20 protein-coding genes, 2 tRNA genes, 1 riboswitch and 1 other annotated feature are annotated in these 26,255 nt (G+C 33.9%); of the genes, 21 read left to right on the top strand and 1 reads right to left on the bottom strand.

Going from position 1 to position 26,255, the window contains the following annotated elements; translation table 11 throughout:
- Positions 1-7: 7 nt before the first annotated feature.
- Both gyrB and gyrA read left to right on the top strand, forming a co-directional pair.
- Positions 8-1,942: a DNA topoisomerase (ATP-hydrolyzing) subunit B gene (gene gyrB / locus HMPREF3046_RS08965; RefSeq protein WP_070718857.1), complete on the top strand. Its 1,935-nt coding sequence runs from the start codon at positions 8-10 to the stop codon at positions 1,940-1,942.
- A gap of 41 nt (positions 1,943-1,983) precedes the next feature.
- Positions 1,984-4,638, top strand: a complete 2,655-nt coding sequence (gene gyrA / locus HMPREF3046_RS08960; protein WP_070718854.1) for a DNA gyrase subunit A — start codon at positions 1,984-1,986, stop codon at positions 4,636-4,638.
- Positions 4,639-4,686: 48 nt separating this feature from the next.
- On the opposite strand, the gene HMPREF3046_RS08955 is transcribed toward gyrA, so the two are convergent.
- Positions 4,687-5,499: an NAD(P)H-hydrate dehydratase gene (locus HMPREF3046_RS08955; RefSeq protein WP_070718851.1), complete on the bottom strand. Its 813-nt coding sequence runs from the start codon at positions 5,497-5,499 to the stop codon at positions 4,687-4,689.
- Between the two features lie 270 nt (positions 5,500-5,769).
- Positions 5,770-5,973, top strand: a binding site (T-box leader).
- Between the two features lie 75 nt (positions 5,974-6,048).
- Between HMPREF3046_RS08955 and serS the strand changes: the two genes are divergently transcribed.
- The 19 genes from serS (at position 6,049) to HMPREF3046_RS08860 (ending at position 26,252) form a co-directional block, all read left to right on the top strand.
- Positions 6,049-7,335, top strand: coding sequence for a serine--tRNA ligase (gene serS, locus HMPREF3046_RS08950; protein WP_070718849.1), 1,287 nt, complete (start codon positions 6,049-6,051; stop codon positions 7,333-7,335).
- 286 nt (positions 7,336-7,621) lie between these two features.
- On the top strand, positions 7,622-8,317 hold the full coding sequence (locus tag HMPREF3046_RS08945; RefSeq protein WP_070718845.1) for an AzlC family ABC transporter permease: 696 nt from the start codon (positions 7,622-7,624) through the stop codon (positions 8,315-8,317).
- On the top strand, positions 8,314-8,643 hold the full coding sequence (locus HMPREF3046_RS08940; protein ID WP_070718844.1) for an AzlD domain-containing protein: 330 nt from the start codon (positions 8,314-8,316) through the stop codon (positions 8,641-8,643). Before HMPREF3046_RS08945 ends, HMPREF3046_RS08940 begins: the two co-directional genes overlap by 4 nt.
- An 85-nt stretch (positions 8,644-8,728) precedes the next feature.
- Positions 8,729-8,830: riboswitch (SAM riboswitch) on the top strand.
- Positions 8,831-8,901: 71 nt separating this feature from the next.
- Positions 8,902-9,870, top strand: a complete 969-nt coding sequence (locus tag HMPREF3046_RS08935) for a homoserine O-acetyltransferase MetX (RefSeq protein WP_070718841.1) — start codon at positions 8,902-8,904, stop codon at positions 9,868-9,870.
- Between the two features lie 90 nt (positions 9,871-9,960).
- Complete coding sequence (locus HMPREF3046_RS08930) at positions 9,961-10,872, top strand: YybS family protein (protein WP_070718838.1); 912 nt, start codon at positions 9,961-9,963, stop codon at positions 10,870-10,872.
- A 27-nt stretch (positions 10,873-10,899) separates the two neighbouring features.
- On the top strand, positions 10,900-12,867 hold the full coding sequence (locus tag HMPREF3046_RS08925) for a DHH family phosphoesterase (protein ID WP_070718836.1): 1,968 nt from the start codon (positions 10,900-10,902) through the stop codon (positions 12,865-12,867).
- Positions 12,864-13,310, top strand: coding sequence for a 50S ribosomal protein L9 (gene rplI / locus HMPREF3046_RS08920; RefSeq protein WP_070718833.1), 447 nt, complete (start codon positions 12,864-12,866; stop codon positions 13,308-13,310). Before HMPREF3046_RS08925 ends, rplI begins: the two co-directional genes overlap by 4 nt.
- Positions 13,311-13,422: 112 nt before the next feature.
- A complete protein-coding gene (gene dnaB / locus HMPREF3046_RS08915; protein ID WP_070718831.1) occupies positions 13,423-14,823 on the top strand; it encodes a replicative DNA helicase in 1,401 nt (466 codons plus the stop codon).
- A 278-nt stretch (positions 14,824-15,101) separates the two neighbouring features.
- Positions 15,102-16,385, top strand: coding sequence for an adenylosuccinate synthase (locus HMPREF3046_RS08910; RefSeq protein WP_070718829.1), 1,284 nt, complete (start codon positions 15,102-15,104; stop codon positions 16,383-16,385).
- 385 nt (positions 16,386-16,770) lie between these two features.
- A tRNA-Glu gene (locus tag HMPREF3046_RS08905) sits at positions 16,771-16,845 on the top strand.
- Between the two features lie 5 nt (positions 16,846-16,850).
- Positions 16,851-16,923, top strand: a tRNA-Asp gene (locus HMPREF3046_RS08900).
- Positions 16,924-17,411: 488 nt separating this feature from the next.
- Positions 17,412-18,113 (top strand): response regulator YycF, encoded by a 702-nt coding sequence (gene yycF / locus HMPREF3046_RS08895; protein ID WP_070718826.1) that lies wholly within the window; start codon positions 17,412-17,414, stop codon positions 18,111-18,113.
- Positions 18,114-18,125: 12 nt separating this feature from the next.
- Positions 18,126-19,952: a cell wall metabolism sensor histidine kinase WalK gene (walK, locus tag HMPREF3046_RS08890; protein ID WP_070718822.1), complete on the top strand. Its 1,827-nt coding sequence runs from the start codon at positions 18,126-18,128 to the stop codon at positions 19,950-19,952.
- Positions 19,942-21,273: a YycH family regulatory protein gene (locus HMPREF3046_RS08885; RefSeq protein ID WP_070718819.1), complete on the top strand. Its 1,332-nt coding sequence runs from the start codon at positions 19,942-19,944 to the stop codon at positions 21,271-21,273. The genes walK and HMPREF3046_RS08885 overlap by 11 nt, the downstream gene beginning before the upstream one ends.
- Positions 21,274-22,065: a two-component system regulatory protein YycI gene (locus HMPREF3046_RS08880; RefSeq protein WP_070718815.1), complete on the top strand. Its 792-nt coding sequence runs from the start codon at positions 21,274-21,276 to the stop codon at positions 22,063-22,065.
- A 273-nt stretch (positions 22,066-22,338) separates the two neighbouring features.
- The gene (locus HMPREF3046_RS08875) at positions 22,339-23,121 is read left to right on the top strand and encodes an MBL fold metallo-hydrolase (protein WP_100066513.1); all 783 of its coding nucleotides are present in this window, start codon (positions 22,339-22,341) and stop codon (positions 23,119-23,121) included.
- A gap of 419 nt (positions 23,122-23,540) precedes the next feature.
- Entirely contained in the window at positions 23,541-24,020 is a 480-nt protein-coding gene (gene rlmH, locus HMPREF3046_RS08870; protein ID WP_070718812.1) for a 23S rRNA (pseudouridine(1915)-N(3))-methyltransferase RlmH, read from the top strand.
- 321 nt (positions 24,021-24,341) lie between these two features.
- The gene (locus HMPREF3046_RS08865; protein ID WP_000566670.1) at positions 24,342-25,598 is read left to right on the top strand and encodes an MrcB family domain-containing protein; all 1,257 of its coding nucleotides are present in this window, start codon (positions 24,342-24,344) and stop codon (positions 25,596-25,598) included.
- 414 nt (positions 25,599-26,012) lie between these two features.
- Complete coding sequence (locus tag HMPREF3046_RS08860) at positions 26,013-26,252, top strand: hypothetical protein (protein ID WP_001282728.1); 240 nt, start codon at positions 26,013-26,015, stop codon at positions 26,250-26,252.
- The last annotated feature ends 3 nt before the right edge of the window (positions 26,253-26,255 follow it).

Below are 26,255 nucleotides of genomic sequence, written 5' to 3'. Positions count from 1 at the left end.
GAAAGTGATGGTGGATACATTGTCAGATGTAAACAACACAGATAATTATGGCGCTGGACAAATACAGGTATTAGAAGGACTTGAAGCGGTACGTAAACGCCCTGGTATGTATATTGGTTCAACTTCAGAAAGAGGTTTGCATCATTTGGTATGGGAAATCGTTGATAACAGTATTGACGAAGCGCTAGCTGGATATGCGAATCAAATTGAAGTAGTGATTGAGAATGACAACTGGATTAAAGTGACTGACAATGGTCGTGGTATTCCTGTCGATATTCAAGAAAAAATGGGACGTCCCGCAGTAGAAGTTATTCTGACTGTACTTCATGCCGGAGGTAAATTCGGTGGTGGCGGATACAAAGTATCTGGTGGACTACATGGTGTAGGTTCATCTGTAGTAAATGCGTTATCACAAGATTTAGAAGTGTATGTACACCGTAATGAAACTATTTATCATCAAGCATACAAAAAAGGCGTGCCTCAATTTGATCTTAAAGAAGTAGGTAGTACGGATAAAACAGGTACAGTGATTCGCTTTAAAGCAGATAGTGAAATCTTTTCAGAAACAACAGTTTATAACTATGAAACACTTCAAAAACGTATTAGAGAATTAGCATTCTTAAATAAAGGTATTTCAATTACGCTAAGAGATGAACGTGAAGATGAAGAACAACGTGAAGATACCTATCATTATGAAGGTGGTATTAAATCTTACGTTGAATTACTGAATGAAAATAAAGAACCTATTCATGAAGAACCTATTTATATTCATCAGTCAAAAGAGGATATCGAAGTAGAAATTGCAATACAATACAATAGTGGTTATGCGACGAACTTATTATCTTATGCGAATAATATCCACACATATGAAGGTGGTACACATGAAGATGGTTTTAAACGTGCACTTACACGTGTCTTAAATAGTTATGGTACTCAAAGTAAGATTATTAAAGATGATAAAGAACGTCTTTCAGGTGAAGATACACGTGAAGGTTTAACAGCAGTCGTATCTGTAAAACATGGTAATCCACAATTCGAAGGACAAACGAAGACGAAATTAGGTAACTCTGAAGTACGTCAAATCGTGGATCGATTATTTTCAGAACACTTTGAACGCTTTTTATATGAGAATCCAAATGTTGCAAGAGTCATTGTTGAAAAAGGAATTATGGCGTCAAGAGCACGTGTAGCAGCTAAAAAAGCGCGTGAAGTGACACGACGTAAATCAGCATTAGAAATTTCAAGTTTACCTGGTAAACTGGCAGACTGTTCAAGTAAAAATCCTGATGAAAGTGAAATTTTCTTAGTTGAAGGTGACTCTGCCGGGGGGTCTACAAAAGAAGGTCGTGACTCAAAAACACAAGCTATTTTACCGTTGAGAGGTAAAATATTAAATGTGGAAAAAGCACGTTTAGATCGTATTTTAAATAACAATGAAATCCGTCAAATGATTACAGCATTTGGTACAGGCATAGGTGGCGAGTTTGATATTTCTAAAGCTCGTTATCATAAGATTGTTATCATGACAGATGCTGATGTAGATGGTGCGCATATTCGTACATTATTACTTACATTCTTCTACAGATTTATGCGTCCATTAATTGAGGCTGGGTATGTATACATCGCTCAACCACCATTGTATAAGCTAACACAAGGTAAACAAAAATATTATGTCTTTAACGATCGTGAATTGGATAAATTAAAAGCTGAACTAAATCCTACGCCAAAATGGCAGATTTCTCGTTACAAAGGTTTAGGTGAAATGAATGCCGATCAATTATGGGAAACAACAATGAATCCTGAAAATCGTATGATGTTACAAGTAAAACTTGAAGATGCAGTAGAAGCGGATCAAACATTTGAAATGTTAATGGGTGACGTTGTTGAAAATCGTAGACAATTTATCGAAGATAATGCAGTTTATGCTAATTTAGATTTCTAATTTAACTTAATGTGAACTGACTATAAAAGGAGGATATCTTGATGGCTGATTCTCTACCACAATCAAGAATTAATGAAAGAAATATAACCAACGAAATGCGCGAATCATTTTTAGACTACGCGATGAGCGTTATCGTTTCACGTGCATTACCAGATGTACGTGATGGTTTAAAACCTGTACATCGTCGTATTTTATATGGTCTAAATGAACAAGGAATGACTCCAGACAAACCTTATAAAAAATCAGCACGTATTGTTGGGGACGTTATGGGGAAATATCATCCACACGGCGACTCTTCAATTTATGATGCTATGGTAAGAATGGCACAAACCTTTAGCTATCGTTATCCTCTTGTTGATGGTCAAGGTAACTTTGGTTCAATGGATGGTGACGGTGCTGCAGCAATGCGTTATACCGAAGCAAAAATGACCAAAATCACATTAGAACTGTTACGTGATATCAATAAAGATACTATTGATTTCTTAGATAACTATGATGGTACAGAAAGAGAGCCCGAAGTCTTACCTTCTCGTTTCCCTAACCTTTTAGTGAATGGTGCTTCAGGTATTGCGGTTGGTATGGCTACAAATATTCCGCCACATAATTTAACAGAAGTCATTGACGGCGTCTTACGTTTAAGTCAAAATCCTGATGTCACAATCTCAGAATTGATGGAAGATATTCAAGGTCCTGATTTTCCAACTTCTGGCTTAATCTTAGGTAAAAGTGGCATTAGACGTGCCTATGAAACTGGTCGTGGATCGATTCAAATGCGTGCACGTGCATCAATAGAAGAACGTGGTGGCGGCCGTCAGCGTATTGTTGTGACTGAAATTCCATATCAAGTGAATAAAGCAAGAATGATTGAGAAAATTGCAGAATTAGCGCGTGAGAAAAGAATTGAAGGCATCACAGATCTTCGTGACGAAACAAGTTTACGTACAGGGGTAAGAGTGGTTATTGATGTACGTAAAGATGCCAATGCAAATGTTATTTTAAATAATTTATATAAACATACACCACTACAAACATCATTTGGTGTAAATATGATTGCGCTTGTGAATGGCCGACCTAAATTAATTAACTTAAAAGAAGCGCTTGTTGAATATTTAGAACATCAAAAAACAGTTGTACGTCGTCGTACAGAATACAATTTGAAAAAAGCGAAAGATCGTGCACATATCTTAGAAGGTTTAAGAATTGCGCTTGATCACATTGATGAAATTATTTCTATTATTCGTGAGTCTGACACAGATAAAGTGGCAATGGAAACATTACAAGAACGTTTTAAATTGTCAGAACGTCAAGCTCAAGCCATTTTAGATATGCGTTTACGTCGTTTAACCGGGTTAGAGCGCGATAAAATTGAAAAAGAGTATAATGAATTATTAAGTTATATTGCAGAATTAGAAGAGATCTTAGCAAATGAAGATGTGTTACTTCAACTTGTTCGTGATGAGCTTACAGAAATTAAAGAACGTTTCGGTGATGAACGTCGTACTGAAATTCAATTGGGTGGTTTAGATCACTTAGAAGATGAAGACTTAATCCCTGAAGAACAAATCGTCATCACTTTAAGTCATAATAACTATATTAAACGTTTACCTGTATCTACATATCGATCACAAAATAGAGGTGGACGAGGTGTACAAGGTATGAATACTTTAGAAGAAGACTTTGTTAGTCAACTTGTAACATTAAGTACACATGATAATGTTTTATTCTTTACGAATAAAGGCCGTGTTTATAAGTTGAAAGGATACGAAGTACCTGAATTATCTCGTCAATCTAAAGGGATTCCCGTCATTAATGCGATTGAGCTTGAAAATGATGAAGTGATTAGTACGATGATAGCCGTAAGAGATTTAGAAGATGAGAACAGTTTCTTAGTCTTTGCTACTAAAAAAGGTATTGTTAAACGTTCTGCATTAAGTAACTTCTCCCATATTAATAAGAATGGTAAAATTGCGATTGGCTTTAAAGAAGATGATGAATTGATCGCAGTCCGTCTTACTGATGGTAAACAAGATATTTTACTTGGTACAGCACATGCCTCATTAATTCGATTCCCTGAAAATAGTTTACGCCCACTAGGTCGTACAGCTTCAGGTGTGAAAGGTATTTCTCTGAGAGAAAATGATGTAGTCGTAGGTTTAGACGTAGCCTATGCTGAAAGTGAAGATGAGGTTCTAGTTGTGACTGAAAAAGGTTATGGTAAACGGACACCTGTAAGTGAATATCGTTTATCTAATCGTGGCGGTAAAGGAATAAAAACAGCTAAAATTACAGAACGTAATGGTAACGTTGTATGTATTACAACGGTAAGCGGTCAAGAAGATTTAATGATTGTAACAGATGGTGGCATTATTATTCGTCTACAAGTTGAAGATATTTCTCAAAATGGCCGTGCCACACAAGGTGTGCGATTAATGAAATTAGGCGATAATCAAGCCGTATCAACCGTTGCGAAAGTCATTGATAAAACTGAAGATGAAGCTGCAACGGAAGCGGCACAACAAACAGAACATGCGAGTGCTCAAACGACAGAACGTCCAAATGAACAAGTGATAGATGATACGACACCTGGTAACGCGTTGCATACTGAATCTGATGAAGATGATGAACGCAGCGAAGTAAGACAAGATTTCATGGATCGTGTAAATGAAGATATTGAGAATGATTCAGATCAGAATTAAATGTAAAAATAAGACTTCCCACATATAGGGAAGTCTTATTTTCGTTATTTATCTTTCTAATTCTTTCATTACATAAGGAATTTGACTAATTAATTTTGAAGGGGGTACGACGTACATTTTTTCAGAAAGTTGTTCCCCAATATAACTGTGAATATAAGTTGCGCTAGTAACGGCATCTTGTAAACTATCAAATTGACCTACAAAACTTGTAATCATACCAGCTAATGTATCTCCCATACCACCTGTAGCCATTGCAGGTGTACCAATGGGTAATTTGTATTCTTTATCTTTAAAGAAGATTTCTGTACCGTGTTTTTTTAGTACTACAGTAGCGCCTAATTTATCCACAGCCTCTCTATTTCTTTCATATGTTTGTTCTTCAATAGGAATACCACTTAGACGTTCCCATTCTTTTTGATGTGGTGTAAAGATAACACGACATGTAGGAATGTCAGGTTTAAGTTTACAAAATATTGTAATTGCATCACCATCTACAATTAAGTTTTGGTGAGGTTGAATATTTTGTAGTAAGAAAGTAATCGCATTATTTCCTTTGAAATCAACGCCAAGACCTGGTCCAATTAAAATACTATCTGTATTCTCAATCATTTTTGTTAACATTTTAGTATCATTAATATCTATTACCATTGCTTCAGGGCAACGTGAATGAATGGCTGCATGATTAGTAGGATGTGTAGCTACAGTAATTAAACCACTTCCACTAAAAAGACATGCACGTGCAGCTAACATGATTGCGCCGCCTAAATTTGCACTACCACCAATTAAAAGAATTTTTCCATAATCACCTTTATGTGTTTCGTCATTACGTTTAGGAATTGTCACATTAGTTAATGTTTCCATATGATGAATCCTCCCTATTTAGATTCGAAAGTCATAACTTCTATATATTAAATCAATGATATGATGAGTTATTAAGACAAGCGAAAATATCATGTGCATTTTAAATACAATAGAAAATATTATACCTGCTTAAGCGTTTCGTCAACACTATTTTAAATAAATTTATAAATGCTAAAATTGATAGAATATTAACGTATGTGGTTTGTTAAATTTGAATGGGATAACTGCTTGAAAATTATATATGACTTTGCTATATTAAAATTAAGTTAATAAAGTATTGTTCGTAGGCCAAGTAACATAAGGGGATTAATTTCAGAGAGCTTGTGGTGAGTGTAAACAAGTAATTAATTGTTATGTGAATCTACCTACTTATATTGAACAATCGGTTTTAACCGTTATCGATAGTGGAGTGCAATTTAGTTTATTTAATTAAATTGTTAAATAGGGTGGCAACGCGTAGACCACGTCCCTTGTATGGGGATGTGGTCTTTTTTTATTTTAAATCGCTATAGTCACTCAATATAAATTTTTTGGAAGGATGAATATGATATGTTAGACATCAAGCAATTCAGGGACGAAACGGACAAGGTTAAGAGCAAAATTGAATTACGAGGAGATGATTCAAAGGTTGTTGATGAAGTATTAGAATTAGATAATCAACGTCGTGACTTAATAGGTAAAACAGAAGAAATGAAAGCACGTCGTAACAAAGTAAGTGATCAAATCGCTGAAAAAAAACGTAACAAAGAAAATGCTGATGACGTCATTAAAGAAATGCGTGAATTAGGCGATGAAATTAAAGAAAATGATGCAAAATTAAATGAAGTAGATAACAAAATTCGTGATATCTTAATTCGTATTCCAAACTTAATTGCAGACGACGTACCACAAGGTGCTGATGACACTGAAAATGTTGAATTAAAAAAATGGGGTACGCCTCGTGACTTTGATTTTGAACCAAAAGCGCACTGGGATTTAGTAGAAGAATTAAAAATGGCTGATTTCGAACGTGCTGCAAAAGTATCAGGTGCGCGCTTCGTTTATTTAACTAAAGACGGTGCATTACTAGAACGTGCATTAATGAACTATATGTTAACAAAACATACAACACAACATGGTTATACTGAAATGATGACACCTCAGTTGGTAAATGCAGATACAATGTTTGGCACAGGTCAATTACCTAAATTTGAAGAAGATTTATTCAAAGTTGAAAAAGAAGGCTTATATACAATTCCAACTGCAGAAGTTCCATTAACAAACTTCTATAGAAATGAAATTATCCAACCTGGTGTGTTACCAGAAAAATTCACTGGTCAAACTGCATGTTTCCGTAGTGAAGCGGGATCAGCTGGTAGAGATACAAGAGGTTTAATTCGTTTGCATCAATTTGATAAAGTTGAAATGGTGCGTTTTGAAAAACCTGAAGATTCTTGGAACGCATTAGAAGATATGACTCAAAATGCTGAAGCAATTTTAGAAGAATTAAAATTACCATATCGTCGCGTGATCTTATGTACTGGAGATATTGGTTTCAGCGCAAGTAAAACATATGACTTAGAAGTATGGTTACCAAGTTATAATGACTACAAAGAAATTAGTTCTTGCTCAAACTGTACTGATTTCCAAGCTCGTCGCGCTAACATTCGTTTCAAACGTGATGCTTCTTCTAAACCAGAATTAGCACACACATTAAATGGTAGTGGACTTGCAGTAGGTCGTACATTTGCAGCTATCGTAGAAAACTACCAAAACGAAGATGGTTCAATTACAATTCCAGAAGCACTTGTACCATTTATGGGCGGCAAAACAGAAATTCGTCCAGTCAACGAATAATTAAATATAATTCAACTAATAAAGTGATAGAGTGACTTAGTCCTCTATCGCTTTATTTATTTTTTTATTAAAATAAGACATCTCTAAGAGAGGTAACTTTAAAAAATGTCAAAAATTTCTGATATTTTTAAAGTGTTGAAGTATCACTATTTTAAAGCATCCCTCTCTCTAACCTCACTCAAACGGATGTCTAAAAATATTGAAGCGCTTCTTAGATTATATTAGACTAAATTTAATTAACTATATAGTCAATTTAAAAATACATATATATAAAGGGGGAGCTAAAATGACGTCACATGTAACATTTCAACAAGGGGTCAAAGAATGTATTCCAACACTACTAGGATACATCGGTATAGGACTATCATTTGGCATCGTGGCAGCTTCTCAGCATTTTAGTGTTCTAGAAATTCTTCTGTTATGTTTACTGGTTTATGCAGGCGCATCACAATTTATTATTTGTGCTTTAGTCATTACTGGTACACCGATATCAGCAATCGTGTTAACAACGTTAATTGTGAACTCCCGCTTCTTTTTATTGTCTATGACATTATCACCTAATTATAAAGATTATGGTATATGGAATCGCTTAGCTTTGTCTTCTATTCTTACTGATGAGACATTTGGCGTTGCTATAACACCACACTTAAAAGGGGAAACAATTAATGATCGATGGTTACATGGATTAAATATTACTGCTTATTCATTTTGGGCAATAGCTTGTGTGTTAGGGGCAGTCTTTGGGAAATACATCTCTCATCCTGAAATGTTAGGATTAGACTTTGCGATTACAGCCATGTTTATTTTCTTAGCTATGGCTCAATTTGAAACGATTACACGTTCCAAAGTAAGTATATATATCGTATTAATTGCGTTCGTTATTGTAATGATGTTCATTTTAAGTTGGTTTATGCCATCTTATGTAGCCATTCTTGTTACATCAATTTGTGCTGCAACACTTGGGGTGGTGATGGATCGATGACGATAACTGGACATATGCTTTTACTCATCGTTTTATGTGGATTAGTGACATTAATTGTACGTGTCGTACCATTTTTAATGATTTCACGTATTCACCTGTCAGAAACAGTCATCAAATGGCTGTCATTTATTCCGATTTCATTATTCACTGCGCTAGTTATTGATAGTTTTATCGTTCAACATAAAGGCATGCAGGACTTTGAATTAAATATTCCATTCATTGTAGCAACCATTCCTACAGTCATTATCGCAGTTGTGACGCGTAGTCTAACCATCACTATTATTGTAGGTATTGTATTCATTGCAGGTATACGATGGTTCTTTTAATTCATTTATTTACTGCGCATTGAAGTTAACTAGACAATTGTATTAAAATAAGTTTAAATTAAACAATTCAATCAATATATAGATATTCTTATTTTGAGAAGTAGAGGGAATTGGCCCTATGAAGCTTCAGCAACCGACAAATCATTTGTACGGTGCTACAACCAACGAGATACTCGAATGATAAGTACTAAAGTATTATCGCTTCATACTTTTAAAATTAAGAGTAGAAGCGATTTTTTTATTCTAAGGAGGCATAGCATGACAAATTATACAGTAGATACATTAAATTTAGGTGCTTTTACAACGGAATCAGGTGAAACGATTGAGAATCTAAAATTACGTTATGAGCACGTAGGTTATTCGGGACAACCGCTTGTTGTGGTTTGTCATGCTCTGACTGGTAATCATTTAACTTATGGTACAGATGAACATCCTGGATGGTGGCGCGAAATCATTGATGGTGGTTATATGCCGATATACGATTATCAGTTTCTTACTTTTAATGTTATTGGAAGTCCTTTTGGTTCAAGCTCCCCTTTAAACGATTCTCACTTTCCTAAAACAATAACATTAAGAGATATCGTTAAGGCAATTGAATTAGGAATAAAGGCCCTTGGATTTACTAAAATTGATATTTTAATTGGTGGCAGTTTAGGTGGCATGCAAGTGATGGAATTATTATACAATCATCGATTCGAAGTAGATAAGGCAGTCATCTTAGCAGCTACAGATAAAACCTCTTCATATAGTCGTGCTTTCAATGAAATTGCACGTGAAGCGATTCATATTGGAGGTAAAGAGGGACTTAGTATTGCAAGACAACTTGGATTCTTAACATATCGCTCTTCAAAAAGTTATGACGCACGTTTCACACCAGATGAAGTAGTCAATTATCAACGTCATCAAGGTAATAAGTTTAAAGAATCTTACGATTTATCGTGTTATTTAACGATGTTGAATGTCTTAGATAGTCATCATCTTGATCGTCAGCGCGATGATGTGGATGAGGTCTTCCAATCTTTAAATACGAAAGTACTAACGATGGGCTTTACAGATGATTTGTTATATCCAGATGATCAAGTAAGAGCAGTAGGAGAACGTTTTAAATATCATCGTCACTTTTTTGTGCCAGACAACGTAGGCCACGATGGTTTTTTACTTAATTTTAATGACTGGGCGCCTAACTTGTATCACTTTTTAAAAGTTTCGAAATTCAAACGAAAATAATAGATAAGAGAACAGTTAACACATTTGTTTAATTTGAATATAGAAGGTAAAATAGACCTTATAGTCAAAAAAAGTATAGGAGTGGCGAATGTGTTTTCAAAAGTACATCCTAAAGCAATGATTATAGGAACTATCGTGCTTGTAGCAGTTGCTTTAGTTACGTATGTATTGCCAATAATGGGTCTGATTCTATGTTTATTCGCTACCATTCCAGGGATTATCATGTGGCATAAATCAATTGCTACATTTGGAATTGGAGCTTTACTCACTGTAGTCATCACGACCTTATTAGGGAATACCTTTGTATTAAGTGCCATGATTCTAGTTTTATTACTAAGTTTTGTAATTGGCCAATTATTAAAAGAACGTACATCTAAAGAACGCATTTTATATATTACAACAATGTATATAAGTATTGTGACGTTAATTGCATTTATGTTATTACAAGCGTTCAAAAAGATTCCAAATACCGAAGTATTGATTAAACCAGCAAAAGACGCAATGAACAATGCGATTGTAAATTCAGGCGTTGAATCAGATTATAAGAGCATCTTAGAAGAAGGATTTCGTCAAATGGCTGTTCAACTTCCAAGTTACATCATTATTATTGTTTTTCTTTTAGTTTTAATGAATATCATCATTACATTTCCAATTTTACGTAAATTCAAAGTAGCAACACCTATGTTTAGACCTTTATTTGCTTGGCAGATGAATCGCACATTATTATGGATTTACATGATTGTGCTAGTATGTGTGATGTTTGCGATGAAACCAAGTATATTTCAAAGTATCGTATTAAATTTCGAAGTTGTGTTATCATTATTAATGTATATCCAAGGATTGAGTTTGATTCATTTCTTTGGAAAGGCCAAACGCTTACCTGATGCGGTATCTATATTATTAATGGTCGTGGGGACAGTTATTTCACCCTTTACGCATATCGTATCATTACTTGGCGTACTTGATTTAGGAATTAACTTAAAACGAATGATTAAAAAATGACTTTAAAAAGTGAATAGAGGTGGAAGAATGAACCGTCAATCCACTAAAAAAGCATTGCTTATTCCTTATATTTTGATGGTGCTTACGGCAATTGCAATTGTTATCGTAGGGTTTATATTTAAACCTTTAATTGCAACGTTTACGGCGATTGCTTTAATCATTATGATCGTGATTAGTGCGGTATTGATTAAACAAGCATTATCAAAAATGGATAATTATGTGGATAATCTGAGTGGTCATATTTCAGCAGGAAATAATAAAGCAATTAAACGCATGCCAATTGGCTTAGTTGTGATTGATGCTGACGATCACATCGAATGGATCAACCAATATATGTCTGAACATCTAGAAACGAATGTCATCTCAGAACCAGTCAATGAAGTTTTTCCGAATATTCTTAAGCAACTTGAAAGAGTACAAGAAATAGAAATCGAACATGGTCAGTACCATTATCATGTGCGTTATTCTGAAGAAGAGCATTGTTTATATTTCTTCGATATTACAGAAGAGGTACATACAAATGAATTATATGAAGAATCAAAGCCTATCATTGCAACGTTGTTTTTAGATAACTACGATGAAATTACACAAAATATGAATGACACACAACGTTCTGAAATCAACTCAATGGTGACACGTATTATTAGTCGATGGGCAACTGAATATAACATTTATTTTAAACGTTATAGTTCAGATCAATTCGTAGCTTATTTAAACCAAAAAATCTTAGCAGAAATAGAAGATTCTAATTTTGAAATTCTAAGTCAGTTACGTGAAAAAAGTGTAGGCTATCGTGCACAATTGACATTAAGTATTGGCGTTGGTGAAGGCACCGAAGATTTAATTGAACTTGGTGAATTATCTCAATCAGGACTTGATTTAGCCTTAGGTCGTGGAGGAGACCAAGTTGCAATTAAAAACATGAATGGTAATGTCCGTTTTTACGGAGGTAAGACTGACCCGATGGAAAAACGAACACGTGTTAGAGCACGTGTTATCTCTCACGCATTGAAAGATATCTTAACTGAAGGCGACAAAGTGATTATTATGGGACATAAACGTCCCGACTTAGATGCGATTGGAGCAGCTATTGGAGTATCTCGATTTGCGTCAATGAATAATTTAGAAGCATATGTGGTACTTAATGAAGAAGATATCGATCCAACATTAAGTCGTGTGATGGAAGAAATTGATAAAAAACCTGAATTGAAAGAACGATTTGTGACATCTGATGAAGCTTGGGATATGATGACGTCAAAAACAACGGTTGTTGTGGTAGACACACATAAACCTGAAATGGTATTAGATGAAAATATTCTAAATAAAGCGAATCGTAAAGTAGTCATTGATCATCATAGACGTGGAGAAAGCTTTATTTCAAATCCATTACTCGTTTATATGGAACCTTATGCAAGTTCAACTGCAGAGCTTGTCACAGAGTTATTAGAATATCAGCCAACAGAACAACGTTTATCACGTTTAGAATCTACAATTATGTATGCAGGTATTATTGTCGATACACGTAATTTTACATTACGAACAGGCTCAAGAACGTTTGATGCGGCAAGTTATTTACGTGCGCATGGTGCGGATACAATCTTAACGCAACAATTCCTTAAAGATGATGTTGAAACGTATATTAATCGTTCTGAATTGATACGTACTGTGGAAGTTCAAGAACATGGTGTCGCAATTGCTCACGGTTCTAATGACAAAATATATCATCCTGTAACAGTTGCACAAGCAGCGGATGAATTGTTAAGTTTAGAAGGTATTGAAGCTTCTTACGTTGTAGCGAAACGTGAAGATAATCTTATTGGCATTTCAGCACGTTCATTAGGCGGTATTAATGTTCAATTAACAATGGAAGCCTTAGGTGGCGGAGGTCACTTAACAAATGCTGCAACGCAAATAAAAGGTGTCACTATAGAAGAAGCAATCGAGCAATTACAACAAGCAATTACTGAACAAATGAGTAGGAGTGAAGATACATGAAAGTAATATTTACACAAGATGTTAAAGGTAAAGGTAAAAAAGGTGAAGTTAAAGACGTGCCAGTAGGTTACGCAAATAACTTTTTATTAAAAAATAACTATGCTGTTGAAGCAACACCAGGCAATTTAAAACAATTAGAACAACAAAATAAACGTGCTGAAGCGAATAGACAACAAGAAATCGATGATGCTAAAGCATTAAAAGCAAAATTAGAAGATATCGAAGTTGAAGTAAGTGCTAAAACTGGTGAAGGTGGTAAATTGTTTGGTTCTATTAGTACAAAACAAATTGCTGATGCATTAAAAAATCAACACGATATTAAAATTGATAAACGTAAAATGGATTTACCACACGGTATTCACGCGTTAGGTTATACTAATGTACCTGTTAAATTAGACAAAGAAGTTGAAGGTACAATTCGCGTACACACTGTAGAAAAATAAAAAGATTTGGGACACAGATAGGTAGTCCACTCTTTTAAAAGCAATTCATAGAAATAGAGATAATGTTGCACTAGCATGTCGAAAATTTTAAGATGGATGGGTGTAATGATTGATGGATAATATGTATGATCAAAAACAAATGCCCCATAACAATGAAGCTGAACAGTCTGTCTTAGGTGCAATTATTTTAGATCCAGAATTAATAGGTTCGACTCAGGAGGTATTACTTCCTGAGTCGTTTTATAGAGGTGCACACCAACACATCTTCAGAGCAATGATGAATTTAAACGAAGATGCTCATGAGATTGATGTAGTCACGTTAATGGAACAATTAACGAAAGAAGGTACGTTAAGTGAGGCTGGTGGCCCTCAATATTTAGCTGAATTATCGAATAATGTACCGACGACACGTAATATTGAATACTATAGAAATATAGTTGCTAATCTTGCGCTTAAACGTCGATTAATTCAAACAGCTGATAGCATTGCAAATGATGGGTATAATAATGAGCTTGAATTAGATGCTATTTTAAGTGATGCTGAAAAACGTATTCTTGAACTCTCAGCAAACCGTCAAAGTGATGGATTTAAAGATATTAGAGATGTCTTAGGTCAAGTATATGAGACTGCAGAAGAACTTGATCAAAATAGTGGGCAAACGCCAGGTATTCCTACTGGATACCGCGATTTAGACCAGATGACTGCGGGCTTTAATAGAAATGATTTAATTATTTTAGCAGCCCGTCCTTCTGTAGGTAAGACTGCCTTCGCACTTAATATCGCTCAAAAAGTAGCCACTCATGAAGATAACTATACAGTAGGTATTTTCTCACTTGAAATGGGTGCCGATCAACTTGCGACACGTATGATTTGTAGTTCAGGAAATGTAGATTCTAACCGTTTAAGAACAGGGACAATGACAGAAGAAGATTGGAATCGATTTACGATTGCAGTTGGTAAATTATCGAGAACAAAGATTTTTATTGATGATACACCAGGAATTCGTATTACAGATTTACGCTCAAAATGTCGTCGTCTTAAACAAGAATATGGCCTTGATATGATTGTGATTGACTATTTACAACTTATTCAAGGTAGTGGCTCACGTTTTTCAGATAATAGACAACAAGAAGTCTCTGAAATCTCACGTACGTTAAAAGCCATCGCTCGTGAATTAGAATGTCCCGTTATCGCACTGAGTCAGTTATCTCGTGGCGTAGAACAACGTCAAGATAAACGACCTATGATGAGTGATATTCGTGAATCAGGATCAATTGAGCAAGACGCAGATATTGTTGCTTTCTTGTATCGTGATGATTACTATAATCGAGGCGATGGTGAAGAAGATGAAGATAGTACGCATTTCGAACCTCAATCCAATGATGATAATGGTGAGATTGAAATTATTATTGCTAAACAACGTAACGGCCCTACAGGCACAGTGAAGTTACACTTTATGAAACAATATAATAAATTTACAGACATTGATTATGCACATGCAGAGATGTCTTAAAAAAATTTTTACCGTACATTATTATTATTTTCAATAATAATGTACGGTTTTTATTTTATTTTTGAAAAGGAAAGTTAAGTGAAGTATGTGTATTAAACATTTGTAAAACTGCCTTGAAATACTGATAAATTAACAATTTTAAAGGTTTTTTAATAAAATATACGTATTGATTTGATTGATATGAATGCTATTTTTAATGTTCGATTTTTACTTGCATTATATGAAACGTATTGATAGAATACTTAGTGGTTAATTGAGAAAACTTTGGAGGTGCTCACATGTCATCAATCGTAGTAGTTGGGACACAATGGGGAGACGAAGGTAAAGGTAAAATTACAGATTTCTTAGCAGAACAAGCAGATGTGATTGCGCGTTTTTCAGGAGGTAATAACGCAGGTCATACCATTCAATTTGGTGGAGAAACATACAAATTACATTTAGTACCATCAGGTATTTTTTATAAAGATAAATTAGCAGTGATTGGTAATGGCGTAGTTGTAGATCCTGTTGCATTATTAAAAGAATTAGACGCTTTAAATGAACGTGGTATTTCTACAGACAATCTACGTATTTCAAACCGTGCGCAAGTCATTTTACCGTATCACTTAGCACAAGATGAATATGAAGAACGTCGTCGTGGCGATAATAAAATCGGTACAACGAAAAAAGGTATTGGACCAGCTTACGTAGATAAAGCACAGCGTATTGGTATTCGTATGGCTGATTTATTAGAAAAAAACACATTTGAAAGACGTTTAAAAGAAAATATTGAGATTAAAAATGCATATTTCAAAGGGATGTTTAATGAAACTTGTCCACACTTTGATGAAATATTCGATGAATACTATGCCGCTGGTCAACGTTTAAAAGAATTCGTTACAGATACAGCTAAAATTTTAGATGACGCTTTCGTAGCTGATGAAAAAGTTTTATTTGAAGGTGCACAAGGAGTTATGTTAGATATCGATCATGGTACATATCCTTTTGTAACGTCAAGTAATCCTGTCGCAGGTAACGTGACAGTTGGAACTGGTGTGGGTCCAACTTTCGTATCTAAAGTGATCGGTGTATGTAAATCCTATACCTCTCGTGTAGGTGATGGTCCATTCCCTACTGAATTATTCGATGAAGATGGTCATCATATTAGAGAAGTAGGTCGCGAATATGGAACGACAACAGGACGTCCTCGTCGTGTAGGTTGGTTCGACTCAGTTGTATTACGTCACTCTCGTCGTGTAAGTGGTATTACAGACTTATCTATTAACTCTATTGACGTTTTAACAGGTTTAGATACGGTTAAAATCTGTACAGCATATGAGTTAGATGGTGAAACAATCACAGAATATCCAGCAAACTTAGACCAATTACGTCGTTGTAAACCCATCTTCGAAGAATTACCTGGTTGGACAGAAGACATTACAGGTTGTCGTACATTAGAAGAATTACCTGAAAACGCACGTAAATACTTAGAACGTATTTCTGAATTATGTGGCGTTCATATTTCAATCTTCTCTGTAGGCCCTGACCGTGAACAAACAAATCTATTAGAAAAATTATGGTAAGAAAAGCGTATAGACCTAGAGCAATAACGTGCTAAGAGCGTAAATCGATGTTTGATTTTAAGATGAGCATACGATTGACGAGAGGGTTGCTTTTCGAAGTCCGTTAATAACAAAATATTTATTGGTATACATCTAACGTTGTTAAAGTGACTCACTTTAGCAACGTTTTTTATATACATCAAATAAGATAATAATAACCGTATCATTTAAATTTGAATTGATAATGTAAAAGTAAAGAAAAAACGTATATTCTCACGTAATCTACCTTCAATATAACTCTTTTTTTCTAAAAATTAAGGAATTATAAAAAAATATTAAAATTATGTAAAAAAGTTCTTGTCTTTAAAATAAAAGCTATGCTATAATCTATCTTGTGCTTAAGAAAGGCTCCTTGGTCAAGCGGTTAAGACACCGCCCTTTCACGGCGGTAACACGGGTTCGAGTCCCGTAGGAGTCACCATTTTAGGTCTCGTAGTGTAGCGGTTAACACGCCTGCCTGTCACGCAGGAGATCGCGGGTTCGATTCCCGTCGAGACCGTATTGCTTATCCAAAAGGGTAGGCATTTTTTTTATGCTTTTTTAATATGGCGTCTTTATTTTTATAAATATATAGACGTTATCATGAGTAAAACGATGTGTGTATTACAAATAGATGACGTCGCAATATATTTTTAATATTTCTCTCTTTTTTTATACATCTTTTATATATCACTCTTAATTTTCAACGACTATCCGCTATCATCATTTTGTAACAATGTACCGTTTCAATCTTCCTACGACTTTTGTCCAATATTCAAGGAACTCAACTTATTTGTAATATAAAACGAGCGTGGTAAACTTTAAATTAATGTTATTCTATAATTTTAAATATGAAAATAGAATTAAGTGAATATTAATGTTAAATTATATAGTAGATAAACGTGCGTTAAGACGTAAGATAGCGCCATATAATACAGTTAATGTTTTACTCAAAATATAATAAACATTAAGGTTTAAACTACAATTTGAGAAATGAGGTTTATAGATATGGCTAGAAAAGTTGTTGTAGTTGATGATGAAAAGCCAATTGCGGATATTTTAGAATTTAATTTAAAAAAAGAAGGCTATGAAGTTCATTGCGCTTATGATGGTAATGATGCCGTCGATTTAATTTATGAAGAAGAGCCAGACATCGTATTGTTAGACATTATGTTACCTGGTCGCGATGGCATGGAAGTATGTCGTGAAGTACGTAAAAAATACGAAATGCCAATTATTATGTTAACAGCGAAAGACTCAGAAATTGATAAAGTATTGGGCCTTGAATTAGGCGCTGATGATTATGTGACGAAACCATTTAGTACACGTGAATTAATTGCACGTGTGAAAGCAAACTTAAGACGTCACTATGCTCAACCTGCGCAAGAATCAGAAGGTACGACGAATGAAATTGCGATTAAAGATATCGTGGTTTATCCCGATGCCTATTCAATTAAAAAACGTGGTGAGGATATTGAATTAACACATCGTGAATTTGAATTATTCCACTATCTGTCAAAACATATGGGTCAAGTTATGACACGTGAACACTTACTACAAACGGTTTGGGGCTACGATTATTTTGGAGACGTACGTACAGTGGATGTAACCATTCGTCGTTTAAGAGAAAAAATTGAAGACGATCCATCTCATCCAGAATATATTGTGACACGTCGAGGCGTTGGATACTTTCTCCAACAACATGATTAGGAGTTGCAAACGATGAAGTGGCTGAAACAACTCCAATCCCTTCACACAAAACTCGTTATTGTTTATGTCTTACTGATTATTATTGGAATGCAGATTATTGGTCTGTATTTCACTAATAGTTTAGAAAAAGAATTAACTAATAATTTCATGAAGAATATTAAACAATATGCGACACAACTCGAAGTCAATATTGAGCGTATTTATAAAGATAATCCTTCAAATGCACAAAAGGAAGTTCAATCGCTACTGAATGAATACGCTAATCGCCAAGAGATTGAAGAAATCCGTTTTATTGATAAAGACCAAATTATAATGGCTACAGCTAAGTTATCTTCACATAGCTTAATTAATCAAAAAGTGAATGATAATTCTGTTCAAAAAGCAATATCCCTTGGCGAAGCAAATAGTCATAACGTCTTAAAAGACTATGGTAATGGTAAAGAACGGATTTGGATTTACAACTTGCCAGTTAAGAATAGCAATGATGTAATAGGTAATATTTACATAGAATCAAATATTAATGATGTATATAACCAGCTTAACAATATCAATCAAATTTTTATTATTGGTACGGCTATTTCCTTATTTATCACGGTCATACTCGGTTTCTTTATTGCGCGAACGATTACGCGACCGATTACAGATATGCGTAACCAAACAGTTGAAATGTCGAAAGGGAACTATACACAGCGTGTTAAGATTTATGGTAATGATGAAATTGGTGAACTTGCGCTTGCGTTTAATAACCTTTCTAAACGTGTACAAGAAGCCCAAGCGAATACAGAAAGTGAAAAACGTCGACTCGATTCTGTCATTACACATATGAGTGATGGTATCATTGCGACGGATCGACGTGGTCGTATTCGTATTGTGAATGATATGGCGATTAAAATGTTAGGTATGGCGAAAGAAGACCTCATTGGTTATTACATGCTAAATGTTTTAAAAATAGAAGGCGATTTTTCGTTAGAAGAAATTCAAGAGAATAATGATAGTATCTTAATTGATATGAACGAAGAAGAAGGTATTATTGCACGTGTCAACTTTAGCACGATTGTACAAGATACGGGATTTGTTAATGGTTATATCGCCGTATTACACGATGTTACAGAACAACAACAAGTGGAACGTGAACGTCGCGAATTCGTTGCCAATGTATCACACGAGTTACGTACGCCATTAACATCAATGAACAGTTATATTGAAGCACTTGAAGAAGGCGCTTGGAAAGATGAAAATCTTGCGCCATCGTTCCTTTCAGTTACACGTGAAGAAACAGAACGTATGATTCGACTGGTCAATGACTTACTTCAATTATCTAAAATGGATAATGAGACAGAACAAATTACAAAAGAAATTGTCGACTTTAATATGTTTATTAATAAAATTATAAATCGACATGAAATGACAGCGAAAGATACAACGTTTGTACGTGAAATTCCAAATGAGACAATTTTCACAGAAATAGATCCGGATAAGATGACACAAGTATTTGATAACGTCATTACGAATGCGATGAAATATTCTCGTGGAGATAAACGTGTCGAGTTCCACGTGAAACAAAATGCACTTTATAATCGAATGACCATTCGTATTAAAGATAATGGCATCGGTATTCCAATTAATAAAGTAGATAAAATCTTTGATCGCTTCTACCGCGTAGATAAAGCACGTACACGTAAAATGGGTGGTACAGGTCTTGGACTGGCCATTTCAAAAGAAATTGTCGAAGCACATAATGGTCGTATCTGGGCAAACAGTGTTGAAGGACAAGGCACATCGATATTTATTACACTTCCATGTGAAGTGATAGACGACGGTGATTGGGATGAACAGTAAGGAACATATTAAATCAGTTATCCTTTTTCTTTTAGTCATGATGAGTATTGTCCTTACGTATATGATTTGGAACTTTACTCCAGATTTAAATAATTTAGACAGCGCGGATAGTAAAAAAAATAATACTAAAACTATTGGTAAACCTTTAGCTGCAGAGATGGACACAGTGATTTCACCTTATCAAGTTGTGTCAGTTAATGGAGATAAAGTTAAAGGATTTGCACCATCAAGATCTCAACTTGCTCAAGTTATTGACCCACTCAAAAATCATGAAGTGAGTAAAGTAGAATTGATGCAAAAAGGGTATAACTTGCAATCCCCGATATTAGATCATGATTTTGTCGTATTGGATTTTACGTATGATATGCCATTAACAACTTATTTAGGTCAAGTACTTAATAACTCAGCTAAGATCCCTAAACATTTTAGCTTTAATCGAATTTTAATGGATAAAAATACTAAGGGTGATTTAGAATTATATGCGCTGAGTAAACATCATCAACAAGTCATGAAAGTGACGATAAATGCGAAGGCAAAGCCATTTACTAAAACCATTCATCATTTAGAAAAAGATATGGAAACCTATTCTGAAGTGATTACGAATAAGACGACGATTGATAAATCAACGCATATTTTTGCGCCGAAACATCCAAAAAATCTACGCTCATATCGTATGGTATATGACACGATTTCAGTGGAAACGATGAACTCAATTTTATTTGATGATTCTGTCATTATTCGAAGCGGAAAAAGTGGTTCGACCACATATAATAATAATACCGGCGTCGCAAACTATAATGATGATAGTAAAAAATATCATTATAAAAACTTATCGGAAGATGAATCAGGTTCGAAAGATATGGTTACGTCTATTCCAAGTACATTTGAATATATTAATAACCATGGTGGCTTCTTTAACGATGATTTCCGTTTGTTCAATACGGATCATATTTCAGGAGAATTAACCTATCAATTATTCCTCAATGGACATCCTACATTTAATGACCAGGAGTTAAATGAAATTAACGTGACTTGGGGAGAAAAAGGAATTTATGACTATAAACGTGCCCTTCTACGCTCAAGTGTACCTTTAGACGGTGCAACGACATCATTAGATAGTTTGGAAACGGTGCGTGCGTCACTTGCAAATAATCATGATATTGATTTTGAAAAAGTATCGAATATGATCGTTGGCTATAAAGAAGATGATAAGCCAGATAAAGATGACATCGAAGTACAACGGAATAGTGAATTTATTCCAACGTGGTATGTTGAGTATGATGGTGAGTGGTATGTATATCAGGATGGGAGGCTTGAATAAATGAACTGGAAACTAACCAAAACACTGTTTATTTTCGTGTTTGTTCTAGTCAATATCTTCCTCATTCTGATTTATATTAATAAGGTGACCAAATCGCAAATTAACGAAACTGAAAGCGATAATGAAGTCAACTTTCAACAAGAAGAGATTAAAGTATCGAAAGATGTATTAAATAAAGATGTAAGTGGTACGAAAATGCAAATGATTACTGCTACTTCTAAAAACTTTAAATCATACGCTGAAAATAAATCTTCATTAGAAACAAGTGATTCTGGTTTCACGTTAAGCGGTGACGTAGACAATACTGTAAATGTAAGCGATCGTAATCTTAGTGATTTAAAAGATTACATTATCAATCATATTTATAATGGTAAGGTCTATCAACTTGGCGATATGAATTCAAATACAGTCACTTACGAACAAACATATGATGGGTACCCATTGCTTAATAACAATAAAGCACGCCTGCGCTTTAATATAGACGATGGTAAAGCGACCATGTATAAACAAACAGTAATGAGTAAAATTGAACCTGCAAAAGGTGACAATAATCCTAAGAAGCAAGTGATTACACCGCGGAAAGCAATTGAAAGCTTGTATTTCAATCGTTACTTAAAAGCTGGCGATGACGTATTAGATGCTAGACTAGGATATTACTCAGTAGTAAGAGAAACCAACGTTCAATTACTACAAGCAAACTGGGAAATCAAAGTGAAACATAAAGGTAAAGAAGAAACGAAAAAATATTATGTTGAAGCCACTTCAGTCAATCCTAAAGTGATTGATAACTAGAAAAGTGAGTCATTTTAAATAGAGCAAAATGGCGGTCAAATTTGCCCGTTGTTTTGTTCTTACATATTTAATATAAACAGGGAATTGGAATTTCTCGTTACAGGTTGGTATAGTATACTATAAAAGTACTTTTAGAGCGGAAAGTTTCGAACAAAGATACAAGTTCGAAACTATATTTTTTTAGAAAAAAAGTAAATATAAAATAATTAGACTGAAGGCACTCTAAATAATTAAATTTAAGATAATGAGAAAGGATGAACCATCTTGATTCGAATGAGCGTATTAGCAAGCGGTAGTACAGGAAACGCGACTTATGTAGAAAGTGAGAAAGGCAGTCTATTAGTAGATGTCGGTCTTACGGGTAAAAAGATGGAAAATTTATTTAGTCAGATTGATAGAGATATAAAGAATCTGAATGGCATCCTAGTGACACATGAACATAGCGATCATATTAAAGGACTAGGTGTCATTGCACGTCGATATGGTTTGCCCGTGTATGCGAATGAAAAAACGTGGAAAGCGATTGAGAAAAAAGACGATAAAATTCCAATGGATCAAAAATTTATTTTCAATCCGTATGAAACGAAATCCATTGCAGGTTTTGATATAGAATCATTTAATGTCTCTCATGATGCGATTGATCCACAATTTTACATTTTCCATAATAACTATAAAAAATTTACAATGATTACAGATACTGGCTATGTGTCAGACCGAATGAAAGGTATGATTCAAGGTAGTGATGCATTTATGTTTGAAAGTAATCATGATGTGGATATGTTGCGCATGTGTCGTTACCCTTGGAAGACGAAACAGCGTATTTTAAGTGATATGGGACATGTGTCAAATGAAGATGCAGGACATGCGATGGCGGATGTGATTACAGGTCATACGAAACGTATCTATCTGTCACATTTATCTCGTGATAATAATATGAAAGATTTGGCACGCATGAGTGTTGGACAAGTATTAAATGAACATGATATCGATACTGAAAAAGAAGTATTATTATGTGATACAGATAAAGCACAAGCGACACCGATTTACACGTTATAAAATTGAAAAGAAGTATGAAGCTTAATGAAACCTTAAGGAAATATGAGGTTTTTATTAAGCTCTTTTTTTGGAAAAATTAAAGTTATTATCTAACAATTTGGACTATACATGAATATTCATTAAAAGGTGGATAAATAGTGCTATTTAACTAGAATCTGTGAATAAATATAAAAGACTGTCGTGAAGTTATCCCCAAATTTAAAGGAAGTTATCCACTATTGTGAATAATACACACAGAAATACTCACATTATACACAGACTTATCCACAAAAATAGTGTGTACTTGACATTTTTTGTAGATAAATATTAAATTTTCCACAGAATTTATATACATTCCTGTTATAATTAGAGGGAATTCTGTTAACAAGTTGATAACTTGTGGATAAGTCGAATAACTATTATCAACACGGAGGACTATAATGAAGATTACTATTTTAGCTGTCGGCAAATTAAAAGAAAAATACTGGAAACAAGCGATTGCTGAATATGAAAAAAGACTCGGAGCATATTCTAAAATTGAGATGATTGAAGTGCCGGATGAAAAAGCACCTGAAACTATGAGTGACAAAGAGATTGAAAAAGTTAAAGAAAAAGAAGGACAACGATTATTAGCCAAAATTAAACCACAAGCCACCGTTATTACATTAGAAATAGAAGGTAAAATGTTATCATCGGAAGGTTTAGCTAAAGAACTCCAACAACGTATGACACAAGGACAAAGTGACTTCGTCTTCGTCATTGGGGGATCAAACGGACTTCATCAAGACGTCTTAAATCGCAGCAACTACGCACTCTCATTTAGCAAAATGACTTTCCCACACCAAATGATGCGCGTCGTCTTAATCGAACAAGTATATCGAGCATTTAAGATTATGAGAGGCGAAGCATATCATAAATGATGCGGTTTTTTCAGCCGCTTCATAAAGGGATTTTGAATGTATCAGAACATATGAGGTTTATGTGAATTGCTGTTATGTTTTTAAGAAGCTTATCATAAGTAATGAGGTTCATGATTTTTGACATAGTTAGCCTCCGCAGTCTTTCATTTCAAGTAAATAATAGCGAAATATTCTTTATACTGAATACTTATAGTGAAGCAAAGTTCTAGCTTTGAGAAAATTCTTTCTGCAACTAAATATAGTAAATTACGGTAAAATATAAATAAGTACATATTGAAGAAAATGAGACATAATATATTTTATAATAGGAGGGAATTTCAAATGATAGACAACTTTATGCAGGTCCTTAAATTAATTAAAGAGAAACGTACCAATAATGTAGTTAAAAAATCTGATTGGGATAAAGGTGATCTATATAAAACTTTAGTCCATGATAAGTTACCCAAGCAGTTAAAAGTGCATATAAAAGAAGATAAATATTCAGTTGTAGGGAAGGTTGCTACTGGGAACTATAGTAAAGTTCCTTGGATTTCAATATATGATGAGAATATAACAAAAGAAACAAAGGATGGATATTATTTGGTATATCTTTTTCATCCGGAAGGAGAAGGCATATACTTATCTTTGAATCAAGGATGGTCAAAGATAAGTGATATGTTTCCGCGGGATAAAAATGCTGCAAAACAAAGAGCATTAACTTTATCTTCCGAACTCAATAAATATATTACATCAAATGAATTTAATACTGGAAGATTTTATTACGCAGAAAATAAAGATTCATCTTATGATTTAAAAAATGATTATCCATCAGGATATTCTCATGGATCAATAAGATTCAAATATTATGATTTGAATGAAGGATTCACAGAAGAAGATATGCTAGAGGATTTAAAGAAATTTTTAGAACTATTTAATGAATTAGCTTCAAAAGTTACAAAAACATCCTATGATAGCTTGGTCAATAGCATAGACGAAATACAGGAAGACAGCGAAATTGAAGAAATTAGAACAGCACAAAAAGATAAGACACTCAAGGAAGTGGAAGCACCTAAAGGAATAATTCCAAAATATAAAAAAGGTGTATCAAAGACTACTAAAAATGATTCAGAAATTGAAAAATCAAATAAAGAGAATAAATTAACCGGTAAAGTTGGAGAAAAATTAGCGCTAAATTACTTTAATGAGCTAATTGATAATAAAATAGACGAAGATAAGAAAGAACAGTTTAGGAATATTTTAAATGATAATCCAGGCTCTCAACACGGTCATGGCTATGATTTAGTAGCTTTTGATCCAACAAATACAGATAAAGCTGTAGAAAAATTTATTGAAATTAAAACATCTACATCTTCTAGTATTGAGGAACCATTTTTTATGTCGCTAAATGAAATGTTTGCTATGAAAGAATATAAGCAGAAATATTTAATATTAAGAATATTTAATGTTTCCGGTAAAGAACCACAATTTTATTTTATAGATCCATATGCAAATTATTCTGAATTTAAAGATGTAGATGATCTCATTGACAAAGTATTTAATGTAGAAGCTATTCAGTATAAAGTTTTTGGCGAAAAATGATTACTTGAACAAGAGCTAAAATAAAATTGTGATCTAATAAAAATAGAAACTGTAATTTAAATAAAACTTTCTAAATAAGCTAACTGATAAAAAATCAGTTTGTCCACAGTCTGAAACAAGATTCCTATATTCTTTAGGAATCTTGTTTTTTCTATTTTTATGGTGATAAAGAGCAGATAAGATAATGTGTAATAATCACAAAAAAGTTAAATATTTTAAGGCTTGTTTAATTATTAATGATTTTATATATAAAGAGCAGTATAATAAAGTTGTTAATATATTATGAATAATATTCAAGTAATTTTATTGTTTTTTAATTTGTCGATATTTAAGTTGAGTTAAATTTAAAGGGTGTAATTTGTTTTACAATGATGAAGATAATTAGTCTATCAAAATAAAGGGGTTGGGACTGTTATGAGTGATAATTTGTCATTATTCATTGACTATATCAATGATAATATAATCTATGGTAGTGAAATCAAACGGGAGAAATTAGAGAATTTATTTAATCAATTTGCTATAAAAAATGTTGAAAAGAACATTGTCTATGATGAACTGAAATCTTTAGATATTACAATCATTGAGTCACAGGATTCATATAAAAATAAATTGAAGAGATTATTTTCGGTTCTGTTGCAAAGTAAAAAAATATAGCTA

The sequence above is a fragment of the Staphylococcus sp. HMSC070D05 genome (assembly GCF_001815595.1).
In the GTDB taxonomy this organism is placed as follows: domain Bacteria; phylum Bacillota; class Bacilli; order Staphylococcales; family Staphylococcaceae; genus Staphylococcus; species Staphylococcus hominis.
Note: the sequence above shows the minus strand (reverse complement) of the source record. Positions and strands in the feature narration are given on the sequence as shown.